Origin of the sequence: Adhaeribacter terrigena (assembly GCF_016623615.1) — a bacterium.
Taxonomy (GTDB): Bacteria; Bacteroidota; Bacteroidia; order Cytophagales; family Hymenobacteraceae; genus Adhaeribacter_A; species Adhaeribacter_A terrigena.
Genome location: NZ_JAEHFX010000006.1, coordinates 246923 through 272747 on the forward strand (window position 1 = coordinate 246923; position 25825 = coordinate 272747).

Genomic DNA, 25825 nt, shown 5'->3' on the forward strand with positions numbered 1-25825 from the left:
TCATTACAAATAAATGAACCCTTTTAACAAAAACGTTGACGAACTGAACCAGATGGCATCGCAGGTGCGCCGCGACATTCTGCGCATGGTGCACGCCGTAAATTCCGGTCACCCGGGCGGCTCTTTGGGCTGTACTGAATTCCTGGTTTCCCTTTACTTTAAGGTAATGGATCACAACCCGAATTTCAACATGGATGGCACCGGCGAAGACCTGTTTTTCCTTTCGAACGGCCACATTTCCCCGGTTTGGTACAGCGTTTTGGCCCGTTCTAGTTACTTCGATGTAAAAGAACTTGCAACGTTCCGTAAACTGAACTCCCGCTTACAGGGCCACCCGGCCACGCACGAGCATCTACCGGGCATCCGCATTGCTTCGGGTTCTTTGGGCCAGGGCTTATCGGCGGCTACCGGCGCAGCGCAGGCTAAAAAACTGAATGGCGACGACAAACTGGTTTACGTGCTCATGGGCGACGGCGAACTGGAAGAAGGCCAGGTTTGGGAAGCGGCCATGTATGCTCACCACCACAAAGTAGATAATCTTATTGCTACTGTAGACGTGAACGGTCAGCAGATCGATGGCCCGACCGATGCGGTTATGAGCTTAGGCAACCTGCGCGCCAAATGGGAAGCTTTCGGTTGGAAAGTGCTGGAAACGCAGGGCAATAATTTCAACGAATTGCTGCCAACGCTGGAAGAAGCTAAAAGCTTAACCGGTCAGGGCCAGCCGATCATGATCCTGATGAACACTGAAATGGGTTACGGCATCGACTTCATGATGGGTTCGCACAAGTGGCATGGTATTGCGCCGAACGATGCGCAGCTGCAGCAGGCGTTATTACAGGCAGCTGAAACAGCCGGAGATTATTAATTTCCGAACCCTGGCGGGCTGAAAACGGTATGATTTTGGGGCTTAAAACTATGCCTCAAAAATATTCAGGTTATGCAAAATTTCTTCCGGTTATTCATTTTTCTGTTTTTGCTAAGTTTCGCGGCGCAGGCTCAAAAAGCCCCTACCCCGAAACCGAAGAAGACACGCATTTTATTTCTGCTCGACGGTTCGGGCAGTATGAATGCGAAATGGGAAAACAGCGTTAGGATGACAGTGGCCAAGCAATTGCTTACCGAAATGGTCGACTCTTTGAAAATGCACAAAAACCTGGAAATGGCCTTGCGCGTGTACGGTCACCAATTCCCGAACAAGGAAAATAACTGCACCGACAGCAAACTGGAAGTGCCTTTTTCGCCGGGAAATTCGGATCAAATCAAGAAACGCATCAAAGCCATCACGCCGAAAGGAAATACGCCGATCACGTATTCACTGGAGCAAAGCGCGAAAGATTTTCCAGCCGAACCAAACACCCGGAACGTGATCATTATTATTACCGACGGGCTGGAAAGTTGTAAAGGCGATCCGTGTAAAGCTTCATTGGCCTTGCAGAAAAAGCGGATCTTTTTGCGGCCTTTCGTAATTGGCATCGGGGCAACGGAAGAATTCCAGAAGCAGTTCGAGTGCGTGGGCCAGTATTACAACGCGGCCGACATTAAAACCTTCGAAAATGTACTGGATGACGTGGTAACCACCGCTTTGAGCACCACCACGGTTAGCGTAGAATTAAAGGACGAACAAGGCAAACCGGTAGAAACCAACGTGAATATGACCTTCATAAACACCGTTACCGGCGAACCCGAATACAACTACGTGCACTACCTGGACGCCAACGGCAAAACCGATATCCTGGACATTGATGCGCTTTTGAACTACGACCTGGTGATCAACACAACCCCGCAGATTATAGAAAAAAACCTGAAGATAAAAGCGGGTAAGCACAACGTATTTTCGGTTACCGCGCCGCAGGGTTACCTGAATTTCCGACAGGAAGCGCCGCCGGCTTACGGTACGGTTACGGCCATTATCCGGAAGAACGGCTCGCCGCAAACCCTGGCCTGGACCACCTATGGCTCCACCCAGAAATTGCTGGCCGGGAAATACGACATCGAGCTGTTAACGCTGCCGCGCTATTATTTAAACGATGTAGTGGTAAAGCAAGGCGAAACTAAAATCGTAAGCTATCCGATGCCCGGTTTGTTGAATATTACGTCGGAACTGCAAGGCTACGGCAGCATTTATACGATTGATAGCGAAGGCAGTCAGAAATGGATCTATAACCTGCCGGAAAGCAACAGCAAAATTAACCTGCCGCTGCTGCCCGGAAAATACCGCCTGGTGTACCGCGCCAAAAGCGCCCGCGCCAGTAAATTCACAGAAACCAAAGACTTCACCATAACCAGCGGCAAAACCACTACCGTGAAGTTGTTCGGGCAATAATTTCTGGACACAGGATTTAAGACACAAGTAGCAGGACTTTCTTCCTGGATTTTAAATAAATTTAGAACTAAAAAATAAGATGCGGAAAGTGAAAGGTAACTGATAAAAGTCCCACTTTGGGCGGGGTTTACGTTTTGTCATTTCGCCGCAAGGAGAAATCTCTTGAGGAAGGGAAAATGCCAGCTTAAATGGTAATACTAACCGGATGAGATCCCTCCGGTCGTCGGGATGACCGGATAACGTGAAAATTTTCTTCCCTCAAAAAAACTTAAAAGACAATCCTTTTTCACATTTCAGCATCCTGAAAAACATTAAAACATAAAAATGAAAGATTTTCCTTACACCGAATCGAAAGATACCCGTTCTGGTTTTGGCGCGGGCTTATTGGAACTGGGCCGTACCAACCCGAACGTGGTTGGTTTGTGCGCTGACTTAACCGGCTCCCTGAAAATGGATGCGTTTCAGAAAGAGTTTCCGGAGCGTTTTTTCCAGGTAGGTATTGCTGAGGCGAACATGATCGGCCTGGCGGCTGGTATGACCATTGGTGGTAAAATTCCGTTCACCGGTACGTTTGCCAACTTCTCTACGGGTCGGGTTTATGACCAGATCCGCCAGAGCGTGGCTTATTCCGGCAAGAACGTAAAAATTTGCGCTTCGCACGCAGGCCTTACATTAGGCGAAGACGGCGCCACGCACCAGATCCTGGAAGATGTGGGCATGATGAAAATGCTGCCGCACATGACCGTGATCAACCCTTGCGATTTCAACCAGACCAAAGCTGCGACCATAGCCATTGCCGAATACGAAGGCCCGGTTTATTTGCGTTTTGGTCGTCCGGTAGTACCTAACTTCACCCCTGCCAATCAGAAATTCGAGATCGGTAAAGCAGTGGTGCTGAACGAAGGAAAAGACGTTTCGATCTTCGCTACGGGCCATTTGGTTTGGAAAGCGATCCTGGCTGGTAAACTCCTGGCCGAGCAGGGAATTGATGCGGAAATAATAAATATCCACACCATTAAACCTTTAGACGAAGAAGCCATCTTAGCATCCGTAAGCAAAACGCGCTGCGTGGTTTCGGCGGAAGAGCACCAGCTGAACGGCGGCTTAGGCGACAGCATTGCGCAGCTTCTGGCCCGTAAAATGCCGCTTCCGCTGGAAATGGTTGGCGTAAACGACAGCTTCGGCGAAAGCGGTACGCCTGACCAGCTCATGGAAAAATACGGCCTGAACGAAAACGCTATCGTAGAAGCCGTAAAAACCGTAATGGCGCGTAAACAGTAATCTTTTTCAGAATCTAATTCTGATTTTCAGAAGGCTGTTGCTTACGGGCAACAGCCTTTTTTATTGGAAAACGGTATGGTTTTGTGACAAAAAACTAACAACCACCAACGAACAACCAAACTTTGGAAGACAAAGAGATACTTGAAAAATTTGCGAAAGAAGAAAGCCGTAATCTGGCTTTCAACCAGCTCGTGCGCAAGTATCAGCAGAAAGTTTACTGGCACATCCGTAAAATGGTGATCGACCATGAAGATGCCGATGACCTGACGCAGGAAGTTTTTATAAAGGTCTGGAAGCATCTGGAAAATTTCCGGCAGGATTCGCAGCTTTATACCTGGCTCTACCGCATTGCCACGAACGAATGCCTGAACTTCCTGAAAAGCAAAAAACGCAAATTCTTCCTTCCTATTAACGACGTAGCCGCCGAATTAACAGCCAAGATCGACCAGTCGGATCATATTTCCGGCGATGAAATTCAGCTTAAGTTGCAGAAAGCTTTGCTCAGACTTCCCGATAAGCAACGCCTGGTATTCAACATGAAATACTACGACGACCTGAAGTACGAAGAGATCTCGGAAATTCTGGGAACCAGCGTAGGCGCGCTAAAAGCTTCGTATCACCTGGCAGTGAAAAAAATTGAAGATTACATTACCAAGGGTTAAACCTTTGCTTTATTAACACCTCTAAGCAGTATGAAACCGAATTTTAACCTGGAAGACCTGAAGCACGAAAACGTTTACAACGTACCGGAAAACTATTTCGATAAGTTGCCTAACCGTATCATGCAACGCGTAACTTCTACTCCGGCGGAAACTTCCGAAGCAGGGAGCTGGTTTCCCAAACCATTGCGTCTGGCCCTGGCTGGCTCGGGTTTTGCGGCTGTTTTCGCTACCGTTTTCATGCTGAATATGCAGGAAGATAAAACACCTCGAGCCGACATGCTGGCCCAGGTGCCGCAAACTGAAATAATGAATTACCTGTTGGCCACAGAACAAATGGAACGCAGCGATCTGGCAATTCTAAATGCAGCCGACCAGGATCTTACGCATGAATTTATTGCCGCCAACTCTGCCGAAATACGGCATGAACTGGAAGAAATTCCCTTAGATGAATCTTATTATTAACGCATGAAAACTATTAGAACTTTTACCTTATTTTTTGCCATGCTCTGCATCGCATTTTCGGCGCAGGCGCAAGGCAAACATGGCGGTAAGCGCAACGAAAAAATAGATGCCGCCCGCACGGCTTACCTCACCGATAAAATGAACCTGAACGCCGAGCAATCGCAGAAATTCTGGCCGCTTTATAACGAGTACGATGCTAAACGCAACGAGCTGCGCCGGGTATCGCGCCCGTTCAAAGGCCAGGATCTAGATAAATTTACAGATGCGCAGCTGAAAGAACAAATGAACCTGATGTTCGATACGCGCCAGAAAGAAATTAGCCTGGATAAAGAATATGCCGACAAATTTCAGAAAATCATTTCGATTCGGCAGTTAGCGGCCCTCTACAAAGGCGAACGCGAATTCATGAAAGTGCTGTTGCAAAAACTTAACGACGAAAAAGCAAAAAACTAATCTGTTTTTCCACTAGGGTGAATAAAAAAGGCGGAGCGCAAATGTGCTCCGTTTTTTTGTGCCAAAAGGGTACTAAAAAAAACCTCACTGGCTTTAATCACCTGTGAGGTTTGGTCCACCGAAACGCTATGCTTTTGACTATAAAAAGTCGATCGGGCAGTAAAAAACCACCTTCTGCCGTTCCGAAATAAGCCGTAACTTTGCGGGAGAATAACTAAACACTATTCACTGATCACTAATCACTAAAAAGATGCTTACCTCCCGCCAGCTTTTTCTAAAACACCAGGCCCAGACTTCCGATTTTCCGCTCATGATGGAAATTGAAAAAGCCGAAGGCGTGTATATGTACGGCGCAAATGGCGAAAAATACCTGGACCTGATTTCGGGCATTGGGGTAAGCAACGTAGGCCACCGGCACCCGCACGTACTTAAAGCCATTCAGGAGCAGCTCGATAAATATTTGCATTTAATGGTTTACGGCGAATTTGTGCAAACCCCGCAGGTAAAATTAGCCGAAGCCTTAAGCAAAACCCTGCCCGAAAACCTGAGCATTTCTTACTTCGTGAATTCAGGTTCGGAAGCGGTGGAAGGTGCCATGAAACTGGCCAAGAAATATACCGGCCGCACCGAACTTATTTCCTGCCACAACGCCTACCATGGTTCCACGCAAGGTTCCTGGTCATTGACCGGTTCGGAGAATTTCAAACGCGCTTACCGCCCGTTATTGCCCGACGTAAACCATATCTGGTTCAATAGTTTTGAAGATCTGGAACGCATTACCACGCGCACCGCGGCCGTTTTTGTAGAAACGGTGCAGGGCGAAGCCGGCCTCCGGACTTCTGAAAACAACTGGCTGCAGGCGGTGCGTGAGCGCTGCACGCAAACCGGCACCCTGCTGGTACTCGACGAAATTCAGTGCGGTTTCGGGCGGACGGGTACTTTCTGGGCGTTTGAGCAATTTGGCATTGTGCCGGATATTTTACTGTGCGCCAAAGGCATGGGCGGCGGCATGCCGATCGGGGCTTTTATCGCTTCTGAAGAAATTATGGGCGTATTCAAATCTAACCCGATCTTAGGACACATGACTACGTTTGGCGGCCACCCGGTAAGTTGCGCAGCTTCGCTGGCTACGCTGGAAGTGATTCAGCAGGAAAATTTATTGGCAGGCGTAGCCTCCAAAGCCGAATTATTCAAAGAAAAACTGCAGCACCCGGCCATTAAACAGATCCGCAACTGTGGGTTAATGATGGCCGCCGAAATGGAAAGCTTCGAAATTCTGAAACCGGTGATCGACCAGGCCATATTGGATGGCGTCCTAACCGACTGGTTCCTGTTCTGCGACAACTCCATGCGCATTGCTCCGCCGCTTACTATTTCTGAAACCGAGATTAAAGCGGCCTGCGAAATAATTCTGAACGCAATAAATAAAGTTTTGCAATAAGCTATTGCCCTCTTCAAATATTTCAGGCTGAACGGATTAAGGTTGAAGAAATGTACGCCTGAACGCTTCGATCTTTTATTTTAAATTTTGCACCTAACCCTTTGCCGTAAAAACAGTAAATAGCGATTACCCGAAACTCAACCTGTTTCTGAACCGGTTAAACGACTTTTTTCGGGATAAACCCTACCGTTTTTATGGAAATTACCATAGTGCTCAGCTTACTTTTGCTGGCAATTATACTGTTCGCTACCGAAAAATTCTCTGTCGATATTGTAACGCTGGTCATGCTGATCGTGCTGGTGCTTACCAATATCATTACCCCTGCCGAAGCTTACGCCGGTTTCAGTTCCGATTTTATTGTGATCCTGGCTTCGGTGTTCGTGTTGGGCGCAGCCCTGGAAGATACGGGCGTTCTGGAATTCTTAATTGTGAAACTCGTGCGCGTGGCCAGTAAAAGCACGAATCTGTTGCTGGCGCTGGTAATGCTCGTAGCGGGGGCCATTTCAGCCTTTATGAACAACACCACCGTTACGGCCATGTTCGTAACGCCGCTGGTAGGTGTTTCCAGGAAGGCGAAGATCAGCAGTTCAAAGATTTTAATGCCGCTGGCTTATGCATCTATTTTAGGCGGCACCTGCACGCTCATCGGGACGTCTACCAACGTTGCGGTAAGCGGCTACCTGGATAAAGCCGGCATAGAACCAATCGGCTTATTCGAAATTACACCAATTGGCCTGATCTTATTTGCGGTTGGCATTATCTACATGATGACGGTCGGTAAAAAACTGTTGCCGAAGCAAACCAATCAGCAGGACCTGGCAGAAGAATACAACATCCAGAAATACCTGACCGAAATTCTGGTAATGCCGGCATCACCGCTTATTGGCCAGAATGTTTTCACTTCTGCTCTGGCCAATTCGCCCTTCCGAACCCTGAACCTGATCCGGGGGAAAAACAACTTTTTACCCGATTACCAAACCGTTTTTCAGGAGAATGATATTCTGTTAGTGGAAGGCAGCCTTGAAGACCTGATCAAGATCAAAGAATCGAAGGGCATCGAAATTATGGCTGACGTGATGGCCGAAAAAGATCTGGAAACGAAAGATATCCGGCTGGGGGAATTACTGGTTACCGTTAAATCGAACATTATCGGACGTACCGTACGCGAAATCGACTTTATGCGGCGCTATGGTTTTGCAATTCTGGCAATTTCCCGGCACGGCGAAACGCTACGCTCTAAAATAAATGAAATAGAACTGCGCATGGGTGATCTGTTGCTGGTGCAAGGCGCCGCCGAAAGATTAGCCACCCTCCGTTCCAGCCAGAACCTCACCATTCTGGATGAGTTTCAGCCGATACTTTTTAAGAAACAGAAAGGGCTTATTACCATTTGTTGCTTCCTGCTGGCCATTTTATTAGGGTCCCTGGAATTGGTGCCCCTTTCGGTTAGTTTTTTAGGCGCCGCCGTGATCAGTGTAATTACCAAATGCATTACCACCGAACGCGCCTATCAGATCATAGACTGGCGGTTACTTATTTTAATCGGCGGTATGACCGCTTTCGGTACGGCCATGGAAAATTCCGGAGCGGCCAGTTTTCTGGCTACCGGCATTGTAAACTTACTGCAGGATTGGGGCACTTTGGGTATTCTGGCTGGTTTTGTAGTGCTCACCGTTTTTCTTACCCAACCCATGAGCAACGCAGCGGCAGCGCTGGTAATTGTGCCGGTGGCCATTAAAACAGCACTGGCTTTGCAGGTAGATCCGCGTTCGTTTGCCATTGCCATTATGCTGGCCGCCTCCGTTTCCCTAATTACCCCCTTCGAGCCGTCCTGCATTCTGGTTTATGGCCCGGGAAAATATAAGTTCTCCGATTTTTTGAAAGTAGGATCCGGGTTGACGCTGATTTTAGTTGCGCTGATCCTGGGGTTAGTGCCTTTCCTCTGGCCATTCTAACATAAAAAATTTCCAGAATTTAACGCTTATGTAGAAATCCGGCTAGCCTTAATCCAAAACTTTAACTCCTGAAAGCAGTTTTTCGGCTCAAAACCATACCGTTTCCGAAATACTGTATTTCCGAATTACCTTTTATAAACCTGAAATCCGTAAAAACGCTATGAAATTATCGCTTAAAAGTCTGGGCTTTCTTGTTTTATGCTTCGGCTTTCAATTAACTTCCTGCTCCGGCCCCGCTGATAAACAGCCGGAAGTTGCAGCAAAATACGAACTTCCGGAAAAAACCGATTCTTTGGAGCAGCAACCAAAAGACGGAACCGCAGTAGAAAGCGATACGCTAGAAAACAAATAAAAGCAGTTCCCCGCGGTTATTTACCAACCGGGAAACTGCTTTTATTTTTGAAGTTTTTTTTCGGGCCGGACTTAATATTCCAGAAACGACTGGGCTTCTTTCTTAATATGTTCGCGGCTGTGGCCATCTTTCACCCCCATCGAAATCTTCCGCACCAGCACGCCTACAATCGCCTTCCGGAAACCAAGTTTACTGGCCATATCGATGCAGAAATCCATTTCGTTATCGTCCACAATTCCATCGGCGAGCATCATTTCAACCAGGTCGTAGATCTGATCGAAACGCTCAGAGTCGTTGGTAGGAAGTTCCAGTTTCACGCCGCCGGAATTGGCGATCAGGGTACGTACATCTTCCGGTTTCAAACCATTTTTGCGACCGATGGTTACAATATAGTTCATCTCGGCCGTATCTATGTGCCCATCCACTTTCGCGAGCGCACCTAAATTCATTAAATGGCTTTTCAGCTTTTTAGTCTGTTCGCTTTCAAAAAAATTAAACATAAATCGGTCCGTTTAAGTTAAAAATTCACGCATTAAGCATTATAAAAGGAATAGCGCAACCTCCCGCAATTTTCTCCAATATAAAAATTCTACCTTTAAATTGTATCAGGTTTAGCCGAAAAAATTATACCGGAAAAGTGGGTTCCTGGCCTCCTAAATATATATGTTTTCATATACGCTAAATTCAGAGATTAGTGTCTGTTTTTTACAGATTTTTTCGATCTAAAATCTAAAATTTACGTCCTGACTGGGAATATCTTAACTTAGCCCCGTATAAGTCTCAAAAACCTATGAAAAAAATTGCAGTTTTTACCTCCGGCGGCGATGCGCCGGGCATGAATGCGTGCATCCGCGCGGTAGTGCGCACCGCTATTTACCACGGCCTGGAAATTTATGGTATCCGCCGCGGCTACAACGGCATGATAAACGGCGATTTTATAAAAATGGATTCTTCTTCGGTGAGTAATACGATTCAGAAAGGCGGCACCATTTTAAAGTCGGCCCGCTCGCAGGAATTCCTGACCCCGGAAGGCCGGGCCAAAGCGGCCGAACAACTGAAGAAGTTTGAAATAGACGGCGTAGTTGCCATCGGAGGGAACGGAACCTTCGCAGGCGCTTTAAAATTTTACGAAGAACACGGCATCCCTTTTATCGGTGCCCCTGGTACCATTGATAACGACCTTTACGGCTCCGATCATACCATTGGCTACGATACCGCCGTAAATACAGCTTTAGATGCCATCGATAAGATCCGCGATACGGCAGACAGCCACGAGCGCGTATTTTTTGTTGAAGTAATGGGCCGCGATTCGGGTTACATTGCCATGCCCTGCGCCATTGGCGGCGGCGCCGAGATCGTTATGATCCCGGAAACCACTACATCCATAGAAACAGTTATCGATACGCTGCAAAACGGCTGGAAACGCTCTAAAACTTCTTTTATAATTATAGTTGCCGAAGGCGACGAAGAAGGCCACGCCACCGACATTGTAAAAAAAGTAGAAAAAGCATTGCCGCAAATGGATGCCCGCGTAACGGTGATCGGCCATATCCAGCGGGGCGGCTCCCCTACTGCCCTTGACCGCCTCTTGGCCTCAGAATTGGGCATGGCATGCGTGGAAGGCTTATTAAACGGCAAGAAAAACGTAATGGCCGGAAAGGTGAATGCCAAAATCATTTACACTCCCTTTGAAGATACGATCCACAAAAAGAAACTCATAAACCCACGCTTTACCCGCATGGTAGAAATTCTGAGTGTTTAAATTGCTTAATGGTTAAATGGCTAAATTGTTAAATGGTTGAATTAAATATTAGTTAAATTGTCTTGAGTCTCGATTCAAACTTTAACGATTTAATAATTCTAGCATTCAACAATTCTATTATTCTATTATAAAAAAAACGGTATGTTTTTGGGCCTAAAAAGTCTGAAAATATACCGTTCTTTTTAGCCGCCGGCGTGCATTTCTGCTTCTATGAAATGCAGGATCTCTTTTTCCTGCGACGCTTCGAACCAGGTAAATTCCGGGTCTTTCCGAAACCAGGTTAGCTGGCGTTTGGCGTAGCGGCGGCTGTTGCGTTTCAGTAATCTTACGGCTTCGGCCCAATCGTATTTCCCTTCCAGAAAATCAAAAATTTCGGTGTAGCCAACAGTTTGCAGCGCATTATGCGTTTTATATTGCTCCAGGCTTTTTGCTTCATCCAGCAAGCCCTGCGCCAGCATTTGGTCCATCCGCAGATCGATGCGTTTATAAAGTTCTTCGCGGTTGCGGGTAAGGCCAATTTTAATGATCCGGAAAGGCCTTTGCTTTTTTTGCTGGTTCCGGAAATACGAATACGGCCTGCCGCTGACCAGGCAAACTTCCAACGCCCGCACTACCCGTTGCGGATTGGCTTTGTCTACCTGCGCAAAATATTCCGGATCGAGTTTTTCAAGCTCCAGGCATAGCGTTTCCAGGCCTTCGGCTTCCAGTTTTTGGTTCAGCTCTTCCCGAATTTCGGGCGCAACTTCCGGCATTTCATCCATGCCTTCGCATAATGCGCGCACATACAATCCTGATCCGCCCACCAGGATCGCCACGTCCTTTTCCTGATATAATTTATCCAGAATATCCAGCGCATCCGCTTCAAATTGGCCGGCATTATAATCTTCGGAAATGCTGTGCGAATCGATGAAATGGTGCCGGATATTTTGCTGTTCCGCAGGCGTAGGTTTGGCGGTACCAATGTTCATTTCCCTGAAAAACTGGCGCGAATCGGCGGAAAGGATTTCGGTGTTGAAATGCTGCGCGAGTTTTATGCTCAGGTCGGTTTTCCCTACGGCCGTGGGTCCGGCAATCACGATCAGGAATTTAGTTTTTGCTGAGTTTGCCATAGCGTTTCGTAAAGAGCCAGTAGTTTTTTTTCTTCCTGTTGCCAGTTCCAGGTTTCGCGCGCTAACAAGCAGTTTTTAACCAGAAAATCATAGCGTTTTTCATCGGTCAGCAATTCCTGCAAAGCAGTTTTTAAAGCAGCTTTTTCCAGCGGAATGGCCACGCCAACTTCAAATTCCTGCAACAAGGTTTCATACTCCGGAAAGTCAATAACCACCTGCGGAATACCGGCGTGAAGATAATCGAAGAACTTGTTGGAAAGCGAATAATAGTAACTCAAACCCAGATTTTCGAGCAGGTTAAACCCGAGGTACGCCCGGCGGGTAATTTTCTCCAGGTCGGCCGGCAGCACGTAACCCAGGAATTTCACTTTGTTTTCAAGCTTCAGTTCACGGGCGCGGCGCTGCAAGGTTTCCAGCATTTCGCCTTTGCCACAGATCCATAAATCTGCATTTATTTCCGGCATTACTTCCAGCAGCATTTCCAGCCCGCGGCCTTCGTTCACGGCACCCTGATACAGAATATAACGCTGTTCTTTTTCAGTTTTCACAAACGGTTTCAGCACCGAAATATTCCGGATCACGCTAAACGGAACGCGGTAATTCCGGGTAAAAATTCCGGCCAGAGAACTGGTAACCGTATATCGCAAAGCAGAACGCGGCACAATAAATTTTTCTACCGCCCGCCACATTTTCTGAATTGCCGGCCGGCTGATTACTTCCGGTACTTCCGGGAAATATTCGTGCGCATCGAAAATAAAAGGTTTTCCCGACATCCGGGCTTTAAAACAAACCGGCAGCGCCGCATCCAGATCGGCGGCGCCAAAAGCATCGGCATTTTTAAAAAGCAGGAAAAAAAACAAACGCAGGTTATATTCCAGATAAAAGAATTTGCCTTTGGAAAAGAAACATTGCAGGCGGTGCTGCGCATAAGGTTGCGGTTGCAGGGGTTTGGAAACCGGCCACCTGCGTCCTACCAGCAAAATTTCATACCCGTTACCAGCCAGGCTTTTACAGATTCGTTGCATGCGCTGGTCGTAGTTCAGATCGGTAGTTACCGCAAAAACAATTTTTTTCATGTTATAAACCAGCAACGTATCCGGGAAAGTAAAATTCCGGCCGGAGAGCTCAAACTACGTAAATTTAACCTGCGAATTTAGAGCTTTTCGTGAAAATTCGCGTATCTTAAACCGCCCCAAGCGCTAACGGGCAACCTTATTTGCTGCCATGACTTTTATTTCCGATTCCGATACCGTTTCTGCTGAACGTTTATTACAAATAATCAGCCAGTTAGAAAACACAAAAAAGCTGGTGCTTATTGCCAATGTGAGTGGATTACTTTTAGCGGCCAGCCCGGAAGCCATTCGCTTTTTCGGTTTTAAACCCGATGGCGCTGACGAGATCCATCTTTATGAATACCTGCCGCAACTGGAACAACTTATAGCGTCTGGCAAGGAAAGAACCAACGGGCAGCAGATCACTTTTCCCGGCCTGACAGATACCGTTTTAACGTATCAGTGGCAACCCATTTGGTTCGAGAACCACAATTTTTTTATCTTTCAGTTCAGCGAAATTGCCGCTGAAACCAGCGTGCCGGAAGCAAACGCGGTCAAAAACCAGCGTTATAAAAGCGTATTCGAAAACTCTGACCTGGCCGTATGTATTCTGAACCGCCGCGGCGAATTACTGGACCTCAACGACGCCGCTTTAAAGTATGTAACCTTTGACAGAAGTGCTGCGATCGGAAAAAATCTGCCAAAACTGCTGGATTTCAATGCTTACGAAAAAGCCTTTTTTTATAAAAACCTGGATCTTGCCTTTTCCGGTCAGCCCCGCAAATTCGACTGGTGGTTTACCCTGCCGGACGGCAATCTGACTACCATTGAGATCAGTTTCAAAACGGCATTTTCCAATAATCAGAAGATCCTGATCTGTACGGTGGCCGATAGCTGGGAAAAAATAAGTGCCGAGCAAAATATTTTATCGCGCAACAACCAGCTGGAGTTTGTAAATCATCTGCTGGCCAACCTGGCGGTTTTTAAAAATACCGAAGAAATTCTGCGCTTCACCATTGAACAGCTCATGGAAAAAAGCGACATCATTGGCGGCGGCACTTATTTTTATTCGGAAAAAGATAACTTATTAAGCATCTGTTCCAGCTGCGGTTTATTCTCGGATCTGCTCTTGCAGCACCAGGAAATTACCGTAGATTCAGAATTGATGCATGCCCTTTTTCATGGGCAGAAAAAGGAAGGGCTGAAAAAAATTGCTGCCGTTTTACAGGAGTATTTCCCGAGCCTGCCCATCCTCATCATGCCTATTTGTACCGATTCTCAGGTAGTGGCTATCAATTTACTGTTCATAAAAAGCCGGCACAAGATCACGCCGGCGCTGGTTTCCCTGGTCGATTCGATCGGGTCCGGCATTGGGCGTTATATCTCCAAATTACAACTCTCTCAGGAGCTATCCGTTTCCCAAAGTAAATACCAGGCACTTTTCGAATCATCTTACGACGGGATCTGCCTGCTTTACAACAACGTGATCGTAGATTCCAACGATACTACCATTCAGCTTTTTGGCTACCAGAAACACGAATTATTAGGCAAACGCCTCGACGAAATTTCCCCGGAGAATCAACCCGACAAGCAACCATCGGCCACTAAAGCCGCCAATATAGTAGAAGCTACTTTGCAGGCCGGCGTATCGCAATCGTTTGAGTGGAAATTCCGGCATAAGAACGGCTCTTTATTAGATGCCGAAGTAAGCTTGAGCCGCATCTCCCTGGAAGGGCATCATTATATTCAGGCCAACATCCGCGATATTACGGAACGCAAAATGGCGCAGGCAGCCATGCGCCGCGAAGAAGTAATGCGCGAAAGCATGCAGCAATTCCGGGTTTTCCTGGAAAAAGTAAACCTGCTCTACATCAGCCTGAATATGAAAGGCAACCTGATAACGGTAAACGATTATTTTCTGACCTACACCGGTTATACCCGGGAAGAAGTGATCGGCCGCAATTATTTCGAACTCTTTCTGCCCGAAAGTGAAAAACAGGCACGGCAGGAAGCTTTTTTTCAAACGTTTACAGACCAGACGCTGAACCACTTTTACGAACGCAATATTGTAACCAAAAGCGGCCTGGTGAAAGTGCTGAAATGGTACAGCATTTTCGAAAAAGATATCGACGGCAATATCATCGGACTCTCGAGCGTAGGAAAAGACGTTACCGGCCGGAAAGCGGCCATGGAAGCCCTGAAAACCAACAAGATCCGCCTGCAGGATCTTTTCGACAACGCCCATGACCTGATCCAGGATACTTCGGTAGACAACAAATTCATTTTCGTGAACCGGGCCTGGAAAGAAAAACTGGGCTATAACGATTTCGACATCGAAAAACTGGCTTTGAACGATATTGTTCACCCCTATTACAAAGCCAAGCTTATTTACCAGCTCCGCAATTTATATAAAGGCGAAGATGTAAATAAAATCGAAACGGTATTCCTTACCAAAAGCGGCAAACCGATCCACCTCATCGGCAGTATCAACTGCACCCTGCAGGATGGAAAACCGGTAGCAACGCGCGCCATTCTGCACGACATTACCGACCGCATCAAGGCCGAACGTTTACAGAAAGTTTACTATAGCATTGCCAACCTGGCCATCAGCAGCAAAGACTTAACCTCGCTTTACGGGGCCATTCACCGCGAGCTGAGCAAGATCATAGAAACGAACAATATCCAGATCGCGCTTTGCGACGAAAACCGGACGGAGCTGAATTTTGTGTACCACGTGGATCAGCAACTGAACGCCGGCAGCACCGAAATAAAGCGCCCCTTCGACAAAGGAATAACCGAGTACATTATTAATTCCGGCCGGCCGCTGTTCTTATTAAAAGAAGACTACCAGGAACTGATCGATTCAGGCAAAGTAACCTACCAGGGCGAAATCCCCAAAGTGATGCTCGGCTCTCCCCTTTCCATCGAAGACCGCATCATCGGGGTAATTTCGGTGCAGGATTATAGAAAGCAGGACGCCTATATTCACACCGATATCGAGATCCTGCACTTTATTTCGAACCAGGTGGCGCTCGCCATTGAGAGAAAAAGCAACGAAGAGCAAATAAACCTGCAAAATGCCCGCCTCAAAGCCATTTTTGAAAGCGGATCGCACATGATGTGGTCGGTAAATAATGCGCTGGAGATCACATCTTACAACCAGAATTTTTACAATTATTTCTTCCCGGCAAACTCCAAATCACTGCCTTTCAATTTAGAAACTTCGGGTCTGCCGGAAGCCTTTGGCGAAAGTTTCCCGGTATTGCAGCAAAGCTACCAGCAGGTATTTCAGGGTATAAACCAGCATTTCGAACTGAAACTGGAACGGCCGGATGGCACTACGAACTGGCGCGAAATTTATCTCAACCCGATCTATCTGCGCGATGGGAGTTTTGAAGAAGTTTCGGGTATTTCGCTTGACATTACCGAAAAGAAATTATCGCAGCTGGCGCTGGCCCGAAGCGAAGAAAAATTCCGTTCCATTTTCGAATCGTTCCAGGATCTGTATTACCGGACCGACCGCGATGGGTATGTGCTTTTAATGAGCCCGTCGGTGCAGGAAATTCTGGGTTATTCTCAGACCGAAGTGCTGGGCATGCACAGCATAGAGCTCTATGATAACCCGCAGGAACGTGAAAATTTAATAAAGGCCGTTAACCAACTGGGCAAGGTTCAGAACTTTGAAGTTTCGCTGAAGAAAAAATCGGGTGAAGTTCGCAAAGTATTGATCAATGCCCGGCAGTTGCGCGATGAAAGCGGTCACCCACTGGGCATGGAAGGCGTTTGCCGCGACGTTACCGAACTGAAACAAATTGAAGCAGAGCTGATCCGGGCAAAAGAACTCGCAGAAAGTTCGTTACAGGCCAAAACCCTGTTCCTGGCTAATATGAGCCACGAATTGCGCACGCCCATGAACGGCATTATTGGCATGATCGACCTGCTTAACCAAACTTCAATTTCGGAAGAACAAGCCGAATACGTAGAAACGCTGCGCAAATCTTCCGATGCCCTTTTAGCAATTCTGAACGATATTCTGGACCTTTCGAAGATACAGGCCGGCAAACTGGTAATTCACGAAACCGGAATTGATCTATTCGATACGCTGGATAAAATTTATTCTTTATTCCAGAATCGGGCAAATCATAAAAACCTGGATTTTGCGCTGCACATTGAGCCCGATGTGCCGCGGTATATCATTACCGACGAAACCCGTTTTCTGCAAATTTTATCGAACCTGACGGCTAACGCTATTAAATTCACCAACAGCGGCGCGGTTAATATTTTTGTTAAGAAAAAACGCGAATCTGATGGCAAATTCATGCTGGAAGTGAAAGTGCAGGATTCCGGAATTGGCATAACCGAAGAAAATAAAAAGCTGTTGTTCACCAATTTTACGCAGCTCGACGATACTTCTACCAAATCTTTTGGCGGTACGGGTTTAGGTTTAGCTATTTCCAAACAGCTGAGTGAATTGCTGGGCGGCGAAATCGGCCTGAACTCGGTTTACGGCGAAGGCAGCACGTTCTGGTTTACCATTGCCACCCGCATAGCCGAAAACAGCGAAGAGATCGTAAAAAATATGCAGGCCACAAAAGATGCTGCCGTGGTTACCGAAAATTTCGAAAACGAACCCTACGTATTATTAGTTGACGATAACCAGATAAACCAGAAAGTAGCCCTGAAATTGCTGAATAAACTCGGCTGCCGCTGCGATGTAGCCTCCAATGGTTATGAAGCCATCGAATTTGCCGCGGTGCATCCTTACGACATTATTTTTATGGATATTCAGATGCCGGAAATGGATGGTGTGGAAGCAACTGCGCAAATAAAAGATATGCTCCTGCTGGACTGCCCGCCAATCATTGCCATGACGGCTTATTCTATGAAAGACGACGCCGAAAAATTCATGAATCAGGGGCTGGATGATTATATTTCGAAACCGGTTAAATCAGCAGAACTCTTCAATATTATCCAGAAATGGAGTGGCATGGATACGTACACCAAAGAGCTTGTAGCCGAAGCAGTTACTATAGACGAACCGCCGCTGAACTTAAACATCCTGGAACAATTGCGTGAACTGGGTGGCGCCGATTTTGCCGAACAGCTTTATCACGATTTTGAAGCTGAGGCCGGTGAACTGCTTTATGCCGCTAAAAAAGAAGTGGACTTAAAACATTACAAAGAGATTTTAAGTACATTGCATCAGATTAAAGGCACGGCCTCAACGCTTGGCCTGAACCCAATGGCGCAAATGGCCAAGCAGCTGGAGCAGGAAATAAAGCACGACAACCTGGAAACGGTAGCTTCCGGCTTTGCAAAACTACTACAGTACTACAAAGAATTTACGCAAACTTATAAGCAATATTTCACTCAAAACTAAATTATGGCTGAAGCTAAAACTATTCTGATTGCGGAAGACAGCTCCGTTATTCTGAACCTGACCCGCAAAATTCTTGAATTGCAGAATTACAACATTATTGCGGCTAAAAACGGCAGTGAAGTAATGAAAACCATTGACAGCCAGAAAATTGACGGCATTTTAATGGACCTCAACATTCCGGGTAAAGACGGCATGGCCTGTACCAAAGAAATTCGCGCGAACGCCAATCCCGAGATCTCGAAGATTCCGATCATTGCCGTAACCGGTAACGCCAACAATTACAGCATGGAAGATTTTAAAGCGGCCGGCATCAATGCCTACCTGCCCAAACCGGTAGATTTCGACATGCTGGTGCAAACCGTAAAACAGTATATTTCTTAAGCAAAAAACTACGGCATGGAGCTGAAATACACGCGCCATTTCCTCAGCAAGCTCGAAGACCTTTTTGCCGAATCGGATTATATGCTGCGGTACGAAAAAGGAAATTTTAAGGCCGGTTATTGCGTGCTGAAAGATATGAAAGTGGTGGTGGTAAATAAATATTACGCCCTGGAAGGAAAAGTGAATTGCCTCTACGAGATCCTGCGTACTATTACGATCGACACCAGCCGGCTGAGCGAAAAAAACCAGGAATTCTTAGCCGAAATTCAAAGCCAGGAGGAAGAAGCTTCGTGAGAGTAACTGTACTTGGCTCGGGCACTTCGCAGGGCGTACCGGTAATTGCGTGTGAGTGTCCGGTTTGCCATTCCCTCGATTACCGCGATAAACGGCTGCGCGTTTCGGTGCACCTGCAGGTGAACGGCAAAAGTTTTATCATCGATTCCGGCCCCGATTTCCGGCAGCAGGTTTTGCGGGAGCGCATAAAAAAGCTCGACGCCCTCCTTTTCACGCACGAACACAAAGACCATACCGCCGGGATGGACGACATCCGGGCGTTTAATTTTTCGCAGCATCAGGATATGCCGGTTTATGCGGAGGAACGCGTGATTCATCAGTTGCAAAACGAGTTCAGCTACATCTTTTCCGGCATCAATTATCCCGGCATTCCGCGCGTGCAGGTTCACCCTATTACCGAAGAGCCATTCGAAATTGAAGGCGTACTTATTACGCCCATCCGGGCCATGCATTATAAGCTGCCGGTACTTGGTTTCAGGGTAGGAAATTTCACTTATATTACCGATGCCAACTTTATTTCCGAAGCAGAAAAAGAAAAAATAAAGGGGTCCGAAGTCATTATTCTGAATGCCCTGCGCAAAGAGCCCCACATCAGCCATTTTTCCCTTTCCGAAGCCGTAACCTTACTGGAGGAATTACAACCCAAACAAGCCTATTTAACGCACATCAGCCATTTAATGGGCTTCCACGCCGAGGTAGAAAAAGAACTCCCCGATTTTATCAGACTCGCCTATGACGGGCTCACTTTTAATTGTTGATTGTTGATTGCTGATTGTTAATTGCCTGATAGGGCCTGGCCATCAGACTTTTAAAGTTTAAAACTATACCGTATTTATTCAGGAATTTCAGTTCTCCAATTAAATAAAATCAATTAACAATCAGCAATCATCAATTTAACAATTTAGCCATTCAACAATTTAAACCGTGCACCTGAATTACTTTTTCCTGAAAAAACTGAGTGCGGCATTGGAGCAGAAGCTGGTTGGTTTTACGCTGGCCACTTGTTTCAGTCAGGAGAAAGATGAACTGGTGCTGGGTTTCACCAACGGGCAGGAAGATTTTTATATCAAAGCCATTTTAACATCCGGTTTTTCTTCCCTGGCTTTCCCTTCCGACTTTCATCGTAAACGGCAGAATTCGGTAAATCTTTTCCCGGAAACGGTAGGCAAAACGGTGGAAAAAGTAGTGCAGCATCAGCACGAGCGCAGCTTTTATTTCGAACTGTCCGAAGGTCTGGTTTTGCTATTCAAAATGTTCGGCAACCGGTCTAATATTGTGGTGTTTCAGAATCGCGTTCCGGTTAACCGTTTTCATAAAAAATTCCCCGCCGATTTTGAGCTTGAGCCGTGGCACATGGATCGTAATTTCTCTGTTTCGCCGGCAGATTTTCCGCTGAATTTAAAGCAATTACAAAAGCTTATTCCTACCCTTGGTGAACTTCCGCTGGCTTACCTGCGCGAAAACAATTTTGAAGTTCAATCTGCTGAAACGCAGCAAAAAACGGTATCGGAATTGCTTCAAAAACTCGAAGATCCAGTCTATTACGTGATCGAATTTGAAAGTAAGATCCGGTTAAGTTTGCTTCCGCTTGGAACTGAAATTGGCCGATTTCCGGACCCGATAGAAGTGGCGCAGTTCTTTGCGGTAAAGTACCTTTCCACGCAGTTCTACGTCAGCAACTTTCAGGCAATTAAGCAGCAACTGGAAAAACAAAAGCACGCCGCCGAACAAATTTTAGCGCAGGTAGAAAGCAAGCAGAAGTCCTTAAAAACCGATACTAATTTTGCGCAAACCGCCGACGTAATTATGGCGAACCTGACCAATATTCCGCCGCGCACTTCTGAAATAGAACTCTACGATTTTTATCAGGACCGTAACCGCATTATTAAACTAAAGGCTACCGAAACACCCCAGAAAACCGCTGAACGGCTTTATAAAAAAGCGAAAAACCAACAGATAGAACTTAAGATTCTGGACGAAAAAGCGCTGCGCAAAACCGAAGAAATTATTGCGCTGGAAGAAAAGCTAGCGGAGCTTTCCCAGGTTCACGACAGCAAATCGCTTAAGAATTACCTGAAAGCCAACGCTTTTGAAACCGGCAAAAAAACAACCCAAACCGAAAGCCCTTTCCGGGAATTTACCACCGAAGGCTTTAAAATTCTGGTAGGCAAAAGCGCGGCCAACAACGATGTATTAACCCAGAAATTCACGCATAAAGACGACCTGTGGCTGCACGCCAAAGACGTTTCGGGTTCGCATGTGGTAGTGAAATTCCAGAGCGGCAAAGCGTTTCCGCAAACCGTTATTGAAAAGGCCGCCAAACTCGCTGCATATTATTCCAAACGCAAAACTGATAGCTTTTGCCCGGTAATTTACACGCCTAAAAAATTTGTGCGAAAACCCAAAGGCGCCGCACCCGGCAGCGTTATTGTAGACCGGGAAAATGTGATATTGGTTGTGCCCGAAAATCCGTTTGAACGCACGTTTTGAACAGGAATAGTCATCTGTTTTATTCCGGAAGGACTGGTGCTTTATTTCAGGCAAAAAAAAGATCCTGCCGCAACAAAGCAACAGGATCTTTATAAAAGTGCGCGCGGGGAGATTCGAACTCCCACACCCGTAAGGCACCACCCCCTCAAGATGGCGTGTCTACCAATTTCACCACGTGCGCAAAAAACGGTATCCTTTCCGGCTTAAAAACTACCAGATCGAAGTGGCTGCAAAAGTAACATTTCCGGCCTTACCCTCCAAATATTTCTGACCTGTATTTTCGGCATTAAGGGAATATTTTTCAGAATCAGGCTGTTCATTTTCTCTAATACGTTAAGCACCAGTTACCTGAATATTCAGCCCGTTGTGTTTAGCCGGAAATTAATTTATGTTTCGTTCCTGAATAATTTTGTAAAACAGCCGCGCCCCCTCTCCTAATTGTTGCCGCCTGCTTTTTAGAGTTTGAAATCTGTTCTGAATGGTTTCCGGCACAATTCCGGCAGGATATTTCTTTATTGCCGCCTGAAGTACTGCATCCGGCAATTGCTTTTGCAACAATCTGGCCTGCGCCTGGAAAACACTGCCGGGAACATTTTTTAATAGCAGATCATCCAGCACCCGGCCGTTCTTACTATATCCTGCCACATCTTCAAATTCGGGCGTGAACGAAGCGATCTTATTTAAAATAAACTTACGGGTTAACAAATAAGGCAGCACGCCATCTTTGTAATAGCCAAATGCCTGGTCCCGGTCTTTGGGAACTGGCCGGAAAACGGTATGATTTTCAGTGGAAAAACCCGCCCAGTCCCATTGTCCGGGGTGGCGGTCCCAGTCACCAATGAGCAGATCGAAGAGCCGGCATCTCAGAAACAAAACCGTATCTACAGAAGCTTTCCCCTTACTTTGGGTCAGAATCTGCAGCATTTCTGCTGTTGAATACAATTCCTTAAAACGCTCGCCGGGTAGTTGCAGTTCTTTCAGGTCCGGGGCCTTGGGGCTCAGGTTAAAAAAGCCACCCCGCTGCAACCCAAATTTATTAAAGGCGCTGTCTTCGGGATGAATAAAATAGAGTTCCGGGGTGGTATATGGTACTCCGGCATGCGATGAAAGTTCAGCCACCCATTGGGGCGCAAAGGGATCGGTGGCAGAAACCTGATCGCGCACAAAGGAGGCAACAAAGGTATAGCGAAAAAACCCTGGCAATACATGTACCGGATTTTTATCCACCGACCGGAGCGCATACTCCGTTCCGGCTGCATCGGCCAGCGTAAAGCTGGTTGTTTGCATGCCCCCACCCTTTCGCAGAATCTTCATACCGCCATTTTTTTTGCTTATGTGCAATACCGGCACTTTAACCTGTGCCGCCCATACAGACCGGTAGTGTTTTCCGAGCCAAAACGCTCCCATGGCCCCTCGTAAATAATGCTCTCCTGGCGCGGCAATTACTGTATCGGGAGCTACTTTTCCGGAAAAATCTTTGTAGGTATCAAGAGGGGGGTAACTGGCATTGAAAGGAATAAATACATTTAAGTTCCAGCTTAAATAAATACCGGCAACTATTACCAGTAACTGAAGCAGAAATTTCAGAGAAAATTTGTTCGTCATATACATCCGGAAAGGAATACCCCCCTAAACGGGATTTCCGGAAAAACGCTGCCTTTTTGGGATTAAAAAGTGATGTTAATGCAAGCATTAATTATTCACCAGGCAGGTTGTGCAGAAATTCCTCAGGCTGGCAGCCACGCGCTATCAGCAATGCAATATATTCGGGATTATGCGTGAGGCGTTTGCCCAACCGGATCGCTTTCGCTTCGGCGGCTTGCTGGCCATCTACTTTAATGAAACTGAAATATTTATTTTCAACTTTAAATTTCCGGATCTGCCCGTATTTATTCATTTCAAGCACGAAACCCAGTTTTTCCCATTCGGCTTTGGTTTTAATGAGATCTACATAAGGCAAGAGGCTTTCAGGCAGATCGGCGTATTGATTCCAGCATTCCAGCAAATAATAAACCTCGTCATGAGAAACCGGTAGGTCTAGGTTCTTCTTTTGCTTTAAAATCCGCTGCAATAATTTCATTGTAAAAAAAATACAAAGCCTAAGTTTTAACCGGTAAGTAAAATATACTCTTTCGGTAGCAAAACAGTTTAATAATCCGGTTCGTTTTTCTGAAAGGAAACAAATATATGAAATTTTAAATTTAGATTTTTCTACTGTTACCAACTATTCCGGCTCCCGGAAACCGCGGTCTTGCACGTAAGGAACCATTATTTTTTTATTCTGCCATCCCGCTTTAACCCTAAACCAGTTCCATATACGTCGCTTTCAGCCGGATTTTATTCCTGTTCAGGCAGATGGCTTTCCGTTTCAGCTATATATTTTTTCAGCGCCTGAAAAATAATCTTTACTTAGTATAGATCATATTATATATAAGGCACGGTCTTTGCAAATCAAGCTCAGAATTTGCTCCGGTCTGAAATCAGGCAAACCATGGCTTTTAAAGCAAAGCAGGTTTAGTAATACTTTAGTTTTCACCGCTAAAAACAAGATTATGCATTACTTCTCCTCTAACCAAGTAAGCGTTACTTTTTTTAATCGTCTGTCTGCGGACGTTTCGCACACTTTACTGTACGAAAACGACGAAATTTTTAGTGAACTTATGAATAGCGGTTTACAAGTGCAGCGCGATGGCTTTGATATTATGCTTTTTGTTAGCACCGAAACCGAACTCTATAAAGTGCGCCGCATTACTCAAATTCCTTTATTTATTAAGTTTTAAGTTTGATTTTTCCCGGAAAAACGGGAACAAATTTGAACGGCAGTTCCTTTATCGTAGTTTTACTGGCAGCCTGAAAGCAAATTCGGCTGAAATGGAAACTAACTTTAGTAATTTTTATGCATTTTAAACAAATTTTACGCCGTTCATTTTTTGCGGCGCTGTTGTTCTCTTTATCTACACTGGCCTTTGGTCAATCTGCTGGTACTATTGGTTTAGGAGTTAAAGCTGGCGACCCAACGGGCTTATCGGTAAAATTTTACCGCCCGGCTTTAGACATTGAAGTAGTGGTGGGCCGTCCTTATTATTTCAGCGGACGTTACCATAATAATGGTTATTACCGGGATTATTTTTATAAGAATAAAAAATATAAATACTATCGTTATCATTATTATGAAGTTGGCAACCCTGTAGCATTCCAGGTTCACTTTCTGAAAAGCAAGTCTACCAAAGCTGCCAAAGAGCTAAAATGGTATTTAGGCGCTGGCCCTCAATTGCGCACGCACAAAGTAAATTATTACTATTACGACGATCATAACGTTTATATAAATGATCGTTATACCAACATCGACCTTGGTTTAGATGGGGTATTTGGCCTGGAATATACTTTCTCTGATTTGCCGATCAGTATTTTCACGGATATTAACTTATTTATGGAATTGGTAGATGATGTAAATCTTGAATTACAGGGCGGAATTGGTGTTCGCTATAACCTGAAATAAAAACGCTATTCTTTCTGAAAGAAAAACCGGCTGCTCCGAATTGGGGCGGCCGGTTTTTTTATGCCTTCTCTACTTACTCTGCTCCAACGGATGGCTAGAAGCCCGCTTAAAATCAGAAACCTTACGCCCTTACGCTACGGAGGATTTCAAAAGCGATAACTTTTACGGTTTATTTCATTATTTCAGATATTGCTTTCAGGTTACGTGCAAGGAATTTTTCTGACGGGTTTTACTACTAAAACCATAGCGTTTTTCTTCTCCCGCCTCTATCCCAAACCTTTTCCAAAACGGTGCAAACGCTGTAGAGGGTTTTGCTTGCGATAATACTTTCTTTATAGCTGCTTGAGCTGCCTGGCAGGCCGTTTCAGGGCCTTTTGCACAGGCCGGCTTGCTATCCTTACAAACACCTTCTTTGCATAGTACAATTCACCAAAATCCCTTTCGCCGCCCGGGTTTCGCTCTTCACCCGCCTTTCTTTCCTGTTTTCAACCCTTTCAGCCTTTTTATTTAGCACTATACCAATAAGGTTGTTGCACTCCTGAAACGGACACTTGATAAAGTACAACTACCTTTCTCAGCCGGCGTTAAAACCCATATATCACAAACAACCAAACTGAACTTCAATATTTCGATACAAAACTTTTACTCTTTACAGCCATGAAAACAAACTTACTTTCGCTCCTTTTCCTGCTCTTCTCCTTCCTTGGTTTCTCGGCCAAAGCCCAGACTTTCGGCATCCCTTGTCCGGAAGGCTGCACCGTGGACCCGCTCTGCGTGATCGAGGAAAACTGCTTCCGCTTTGAATACTACGGCGCCCTGGACCAGGGAAACGGCACCACCCAGCTCAAGTTCAAGATCTACAACGCCAGCCGCTTCCCCTTCGAGCACGTAATGTTCGAGCTGCCGGGCCAGAACCTGCCCGCCCT

Annotated in this window: 23 protein-coding genes and 1 tRNA gene; 18 read left to right on the plus strand and 6 right to left on the minus strand. The window is 46.1% G+C overall.

Going from position 1 to position 25825, the window contains the following annotated elements:
* Nucleotides 1-13 precede the first annotated feature (13 nt).
* From I5M27_RS13110 to I5M27_RS13150, 9 genes are all read left to right on the plus strand, one after another.
* Entirely contained in the window at nt 14-868 is an 855-nt protein-coding gene (locus tag I5M27_RS13110) for a transketolase (protein WP_200506725.1), read from the plus strand.
* A gap of 72 nt (nt 869-940) precedes the next feature.
* Complete coding sequence (locus I5M27_RS13115) at nt 941-2326, plus strand: vWA domain-containing protein (RefSeq protein WP_200506727.1); 1386 nt, start codon at nt 941-943, stop codon at nt 2324-2326.
* 324 nt (nt 2327-2650) lie between these two features.
* The gene (locus I5M27_RS13120; protein WP_200506729.1) at nt 2651-3607 is read left to right on the plus strand and encodes a transketolase family protein; all 957 of its coding nucleotides are present in this window, start codon (nt 2651-2653) and stop codon (nt 3605-3607) included.
* 122 nt (nt 3608-3729) lie between these two features.
* On the plus strand, nt 3730-4269 hold the full coding sequence (locus I5M27_RS13125) for an RNA polymerase sigma factor (protein ID WP_200506730.1): 540 nt from the start codon (nt 3730-3732) through the stop codon (nt 4267-4269).
* Nucleotides 4270-4299: 30 nt separating this feature from the next.
* Nucleotides 4300-4731, plus strand: a complete 432-nt coding sequence (locus I5M27_RS13130; protein WP_200506732.1) for a hypothetical protein — start codon at nt 4300-4302, stop codon at nt 4729-4731.
* A gap of 3 nt (nt 4732-4734) precedes the next feature.
* Nucleotides 4735-5184 (plus strand): hypothetical protein, encoded by a 450-nt coding sequence (locus tag I5M27_RS13135; protein ID WP_200506734.1) that lies wholly within the window; start codon nt 4735-4737, stop codon nt 5182-5184.
* A gap of 250 nt (nt 5185-5434) precedes the next feature.
* Nucleotides 5435-6625, plus strand: a complete 1191-nt coding sequence (locus I5M27_RS13140; protein WP_200506736.1) for an aspartate aminotransferase family protein — start codon at nt 5435-5437, stop codon at nt 6623-6625.
* A 194-nt stretch (nt 6626-6819) separates the two neighbouring features.
* The gene (locus tag I5M27_RS13145) at nt 6820-8580 is read left to right on the plus strand and encodes an SLC13 family permease (protein ID WP_200506737.1); all 1761 of its coding nucleotides are present in this window, start codon (nt 6820-6822) and stop codon (nt 8578-8580) included.
* Nucleotides 8581-8740: 160 nt separating this feature from the next.
* Complete coding sequence (locus I5M27_RS13150) at nt 8741-8932, plus strand: hypothetical protein (protein WP_200506739.1); 192 nt, start codon at nt 8741-8743, stop codon at nt 8930-8932.
* 71 nt (nt 8933-9003) lie between these two features.
* On the opposite strand, the gene I5M27_RS13155 is transcribed toward I5M27_RS13150, so the two are convergent.
* Nucleotides 9004-9432, minus strand: coding sequence for a tellurite resistance TerB family protein (locus I5M27_RS13155; protein WP_200506741.1), 429 nt, complete (start codon nt 9430-9432; stop codon nt 9004-9006).
* Between the two features lie 290 nt (nt 9433-9722).
* On the opposite strand from I5M27_RS13155, the gene pfkA reads away from it, so the two are divergent.
* On the plus strand, nt 9723-10694 hold the full coding sequence (gene pfkA, locus I5M27_RS13160; RefSeq protein ID WP_200506743.1) for a 6-phosphofructokinase: 972 nt from the start codon (nt 9723-9725) through the stop codon (nt 10692-10694).
* A 182-nt stretch (nt 10695-10876) separates the two neighbouring features.
* On the opposite strand, the gene miaA is transcribed toward pfkA, so the two are convergent.
* Both miaA and I5M27_RS13170 read right to left on the minus strand, forming a co-directional pair.
* Entirely contained in the window at nt 10877-11803 is a 927-nt protein-coding gene (gene miaA, locus I5M27_RS13165; protein ID WP_200506745.1) for a tRNA (adenosine(37)-N6)-dimethylallyltransferase MiaA, read from the minus strand.
* Nucleotides 11773-12879 carry a glycosyltransferase gene (locus I5M27_RS13170; protein WP_200506746.1) on the minus strand — a complete coding sequence of 369 codons (1107 nt, stop codon included), beginning with the start codon at nt 12877-12879 and terminating at the stop codon, nt 11773-11775. Before I5M27_RS13170 ends, miaA begins: the two co-directional genes overlap by 31 nt.
* Nucleotides 12880-13027: 148 nt before the next feature.
* On the opposite strand from I5M27_RS13170, the gene I5M27_RS13175 reads away from it, so the two are divergent.
* The 5 genes from I5M27_RS13175 (at nt 13028) to I5M27_RS13195 (ending at nt 21400) form a co-directional block, all read left to right on the plus strand.
* Nucleotides 13028-18235, plus strand: coding sequence for a PAS domain S-box protein (locus tag I5M27_RS13175; protein ID WP_200506748.1), 5208 nt, complete (start codon nt 13028-13030; stop codon nt 18233-18235).
* A 3-nt stretch (nt 18236-18238) separates the two neighbouring features.
* Nucleotides 18239-18616 carry a response regulator gene (locus I5M27_RS13180; protein WP_200506750.1) on the plus strand — a complete coding sequence of 126 codons (378 nt, stop codon included), beginning with the start codon at nt 18239-18241 and terminating at the stop codon, nt 18614-18616.
* Between the two features lie 15 nt (nt 18617-18631).
* Nucleotides 18632-18910 carry a hypothetical protein gene (locus I5M27_RS13185; protein ID WP_200506752.1) on the plus strand — a complete coding sequence of 93 codons (279 nt, stop codon included), beginning with the start codon at nt 18632-18634 and terminating at the stop codon, nt 18908-18910.
* Nucleotides 18907-19668, plus strand: a complete 762-nt coding sequence (locus I5M27_RS13190) for an MBL fold metallo-hydrolase (RefSeq protein ID WP_200506754.1) — start codon at nt 18907-18909, stop codon at nt 19666-19668. The genes I5M27_RS13185 and I5M27_RS13190 overlap by 4 nt, the downstream gene beginning before the upstream one ends.
* 166 nt (nt 19669-19834) lie before the next feature.
* Nucleotides 19835-21400 (plus strand): NFACT RNA binding domain-containing protein, encoded by a 1566-nt coding sequence (locus I5M27_RS13195; RefSeq protein WP_200506756.1) that lies wholly within the window; start codon nt 19835-19837, stop codon nt 21398-21400.
* Between the two features lie 98 nt (nt 21401-21498).
* Here I5M27_RS13195 and I5M27_RS13200 read toward each other — a convergent pair.
* The 3 genes from I5M27_RS13200 to I5M27_RS13210 form a co-directional block, all read right to left on the minus strand.
* Nucleotides 21499-21581: transfer RNA gene (locus tag I5M27_RS13200), tRNA-Leu, on the minus strand.
* 200 nt (nt 21582-21781) lie between these two features.
* Complete coding sequence (locus I5M27_RS13205) at nt 21782-23005, minus strand: hypothetical protein (protein ID WP_200506758.1); 1224 nt, start codon at nt 23003-23005, stop codon at nt 21782-21784.
* A gap of 91 nt (nt 23006-23096) precedes the next feature.
* On the minus strand, nt 23097-23480 hold the full coding sequence (locus tag I5M27_RS13210; protein WP_200506760.1) for a hypothetical protein: 384 nt from the start codon (nt 23478-23480) through the stop codon (nt 23097-23099).
* Between the two features lie 472 nt (nt 23481-23952).
* Between I5M27_RS13210 and I5M27_RS13215 the strand changes: the two genes are divergently transcribed.
* The 3 genes from I5M27_RS13215 to I5M27_RS13225 form a co-directional block, all read left to right on the plus strand.
* Nucleotides 23953-24180, plus strand: coding sequence for a hypothetical protein (locus tag I5M27_RS13215; protein ID WP_200506762.1), 228 nt, complete (start codon nt 23953-23955; stop codon nt 24178-24180).
* Between the two features lie 116 nt (nt 24181-24296).
* Complete coding sequence (locus I5M27_RS13220; RefSeq protein ID WP_200506764.1) at nt 24297-24899, plus strand: hypothetical protein; 603 nt, start codon at nt 24297-24299, stop codon at nt 24897-24899.
* Between the two features lie 657 nt (nt 24900-25556).
* On the plus strand, nt 25557-25825 hold a 269-nt coding region (locus I5M27_RS13225), incomplete at its 3' end, for a hypothetical protein (RefSeq protein WP_200506766.1).

Excerpts from the sequence above, each read along its gene's own strand:
- I5M27_RS13145 (WP_200506737.1), top strand. The coding sequence starts at position 6,820 with ATGGAAATTACCATAGTGCTCAGCTTACTTTTGCTGGCAATTATACTG.
- I5M27_RS13170 (WP_200506746.1), bottom strand. The coding sequence starts at position 12,879 with ATGAAAAAAATTGTTTTTGCGGTAACTACCGATCTGAACTACGACCAG.
- I5M27_RS13185 (WP_200506752.1), top strand. The coding sequence starts at position 18,632 with ATGGAGCTGAAATACACGCGCCATTTCCTCAGCAAGCTCGAAGACCTT.
- I5M27_RS13130 (WP_200506732.1), top strand. The coding sequence starts at position 4,300 with ATGAAACCGAATTTTAACCTGGAAGACCTGAAGCACGAAAACGTTTAC.
- I5M27_RS13110 (WP_200506725.1), top strand. The coding sequence starts at position 14 with ATGAACCCTTTTAACAAAAACGTTGACGAACTGAACCAGATGGCATCG.
- I5M27_RS13220 (WP_200506764.1), top strand. The coding sequence starts at position 24,297 with ATGCATTTTAAACAAATTTTACGCCGTTCATTTTTTGCGGCGCTGTTG.
- I5M27_RS13120 (WP_200506729.1), top strand. The coding sequence starts at position 2,651 with ATGAAAGATTTTCCTTACACCGAATCGAAAGATACCCGTTCTGGTTTT.
- I5M27_RS13155 (WP_200506741.1), bottom strand. The coding sequence starts at position 9,432 with ATGTTTAATTTTTTTGAAAGCGAACAGACTAAAAAGCTGAAAAGCCAT.
- I5M27_RS13135 (WP_200506734.1), top strand. The coding sequence starts at position 4,735 with ATGAAAACTATTAGAACTTTTACCTTATTTTTTGCCATGCTCTGCATC.
- I5M27_RS13210 (WP_200506760.1), bottom strand. The coding sequence starts at position 23,480 with ATGAAATTATTGCAGCGGATTTTAAAGCAAAAGAAGAACCTAGACCTA.
- pfkA (WP_200506743.1), top strand. The coding sequence starts at position 9,723 with ATGAAAAAAATTGCAGTTTTTACCTCCGGCGGCGATGCGCCGGGCATG.
- I5M27_RS13115 (WP_200506727.1), top strand. The coding sequence starts at position 941 with ATGCAAAATTTCTTCCGGTTATTCATTTTTCTGTTTTTGCTAAGTTTC.
- I5M27_RS13215 (WP_200506762.1), top strand. The coding sequence starts at position 23,953 with ATGCATTACTTCTCCTCTAACCAAGTAAGCGTTACTTTTTTTAATCGT.
- I5M27_RS13150 (WP_200506739.1), top strand. The coding sequence starts at position 8,741 with ATGAAATTATCGCTTAAAAGTCTGGGCTTTCTTGTTTTATGCTTCGGC.
- I5M27_RS13205 (WP_200506758.1), bottom strand. The coding sequence starts at position 23,005 with ATGACGAACAAATTTTCTCTGAAATTTCTGCTTCAGTTACTGGTAATA.
- miaA (WP_200506745.1), bottom strand. The coding sequence starts at position 11,803 with ATGGCAAACTCAGCAAAAACTAAATTCCTGATCGTGATTGCCGGACCC.
- I5M27_RS13180 (WP_200506750.1), top strand. The coding sequence starts at position 18,239 with ATGGCTGAAGCTAAAACTATTCTGATTGCGGAAGACAGCTCCGTTATT.
- I5M27_RS13175 (WP_200506748.1), top strand. The coding sequence starts at position 13,028 with ATGACTTTTATTTCCGATTCCGATACCGTTTCTGCTGAACGTTTATTA.
- I5M27_RS13140 (WP_200506736.1), top strand. The coding sequence starts at position 5,435 with ATGCTTACCTCCCGCCAGCTTTTTCTAAAACACCAGGCCCAGACTTCC.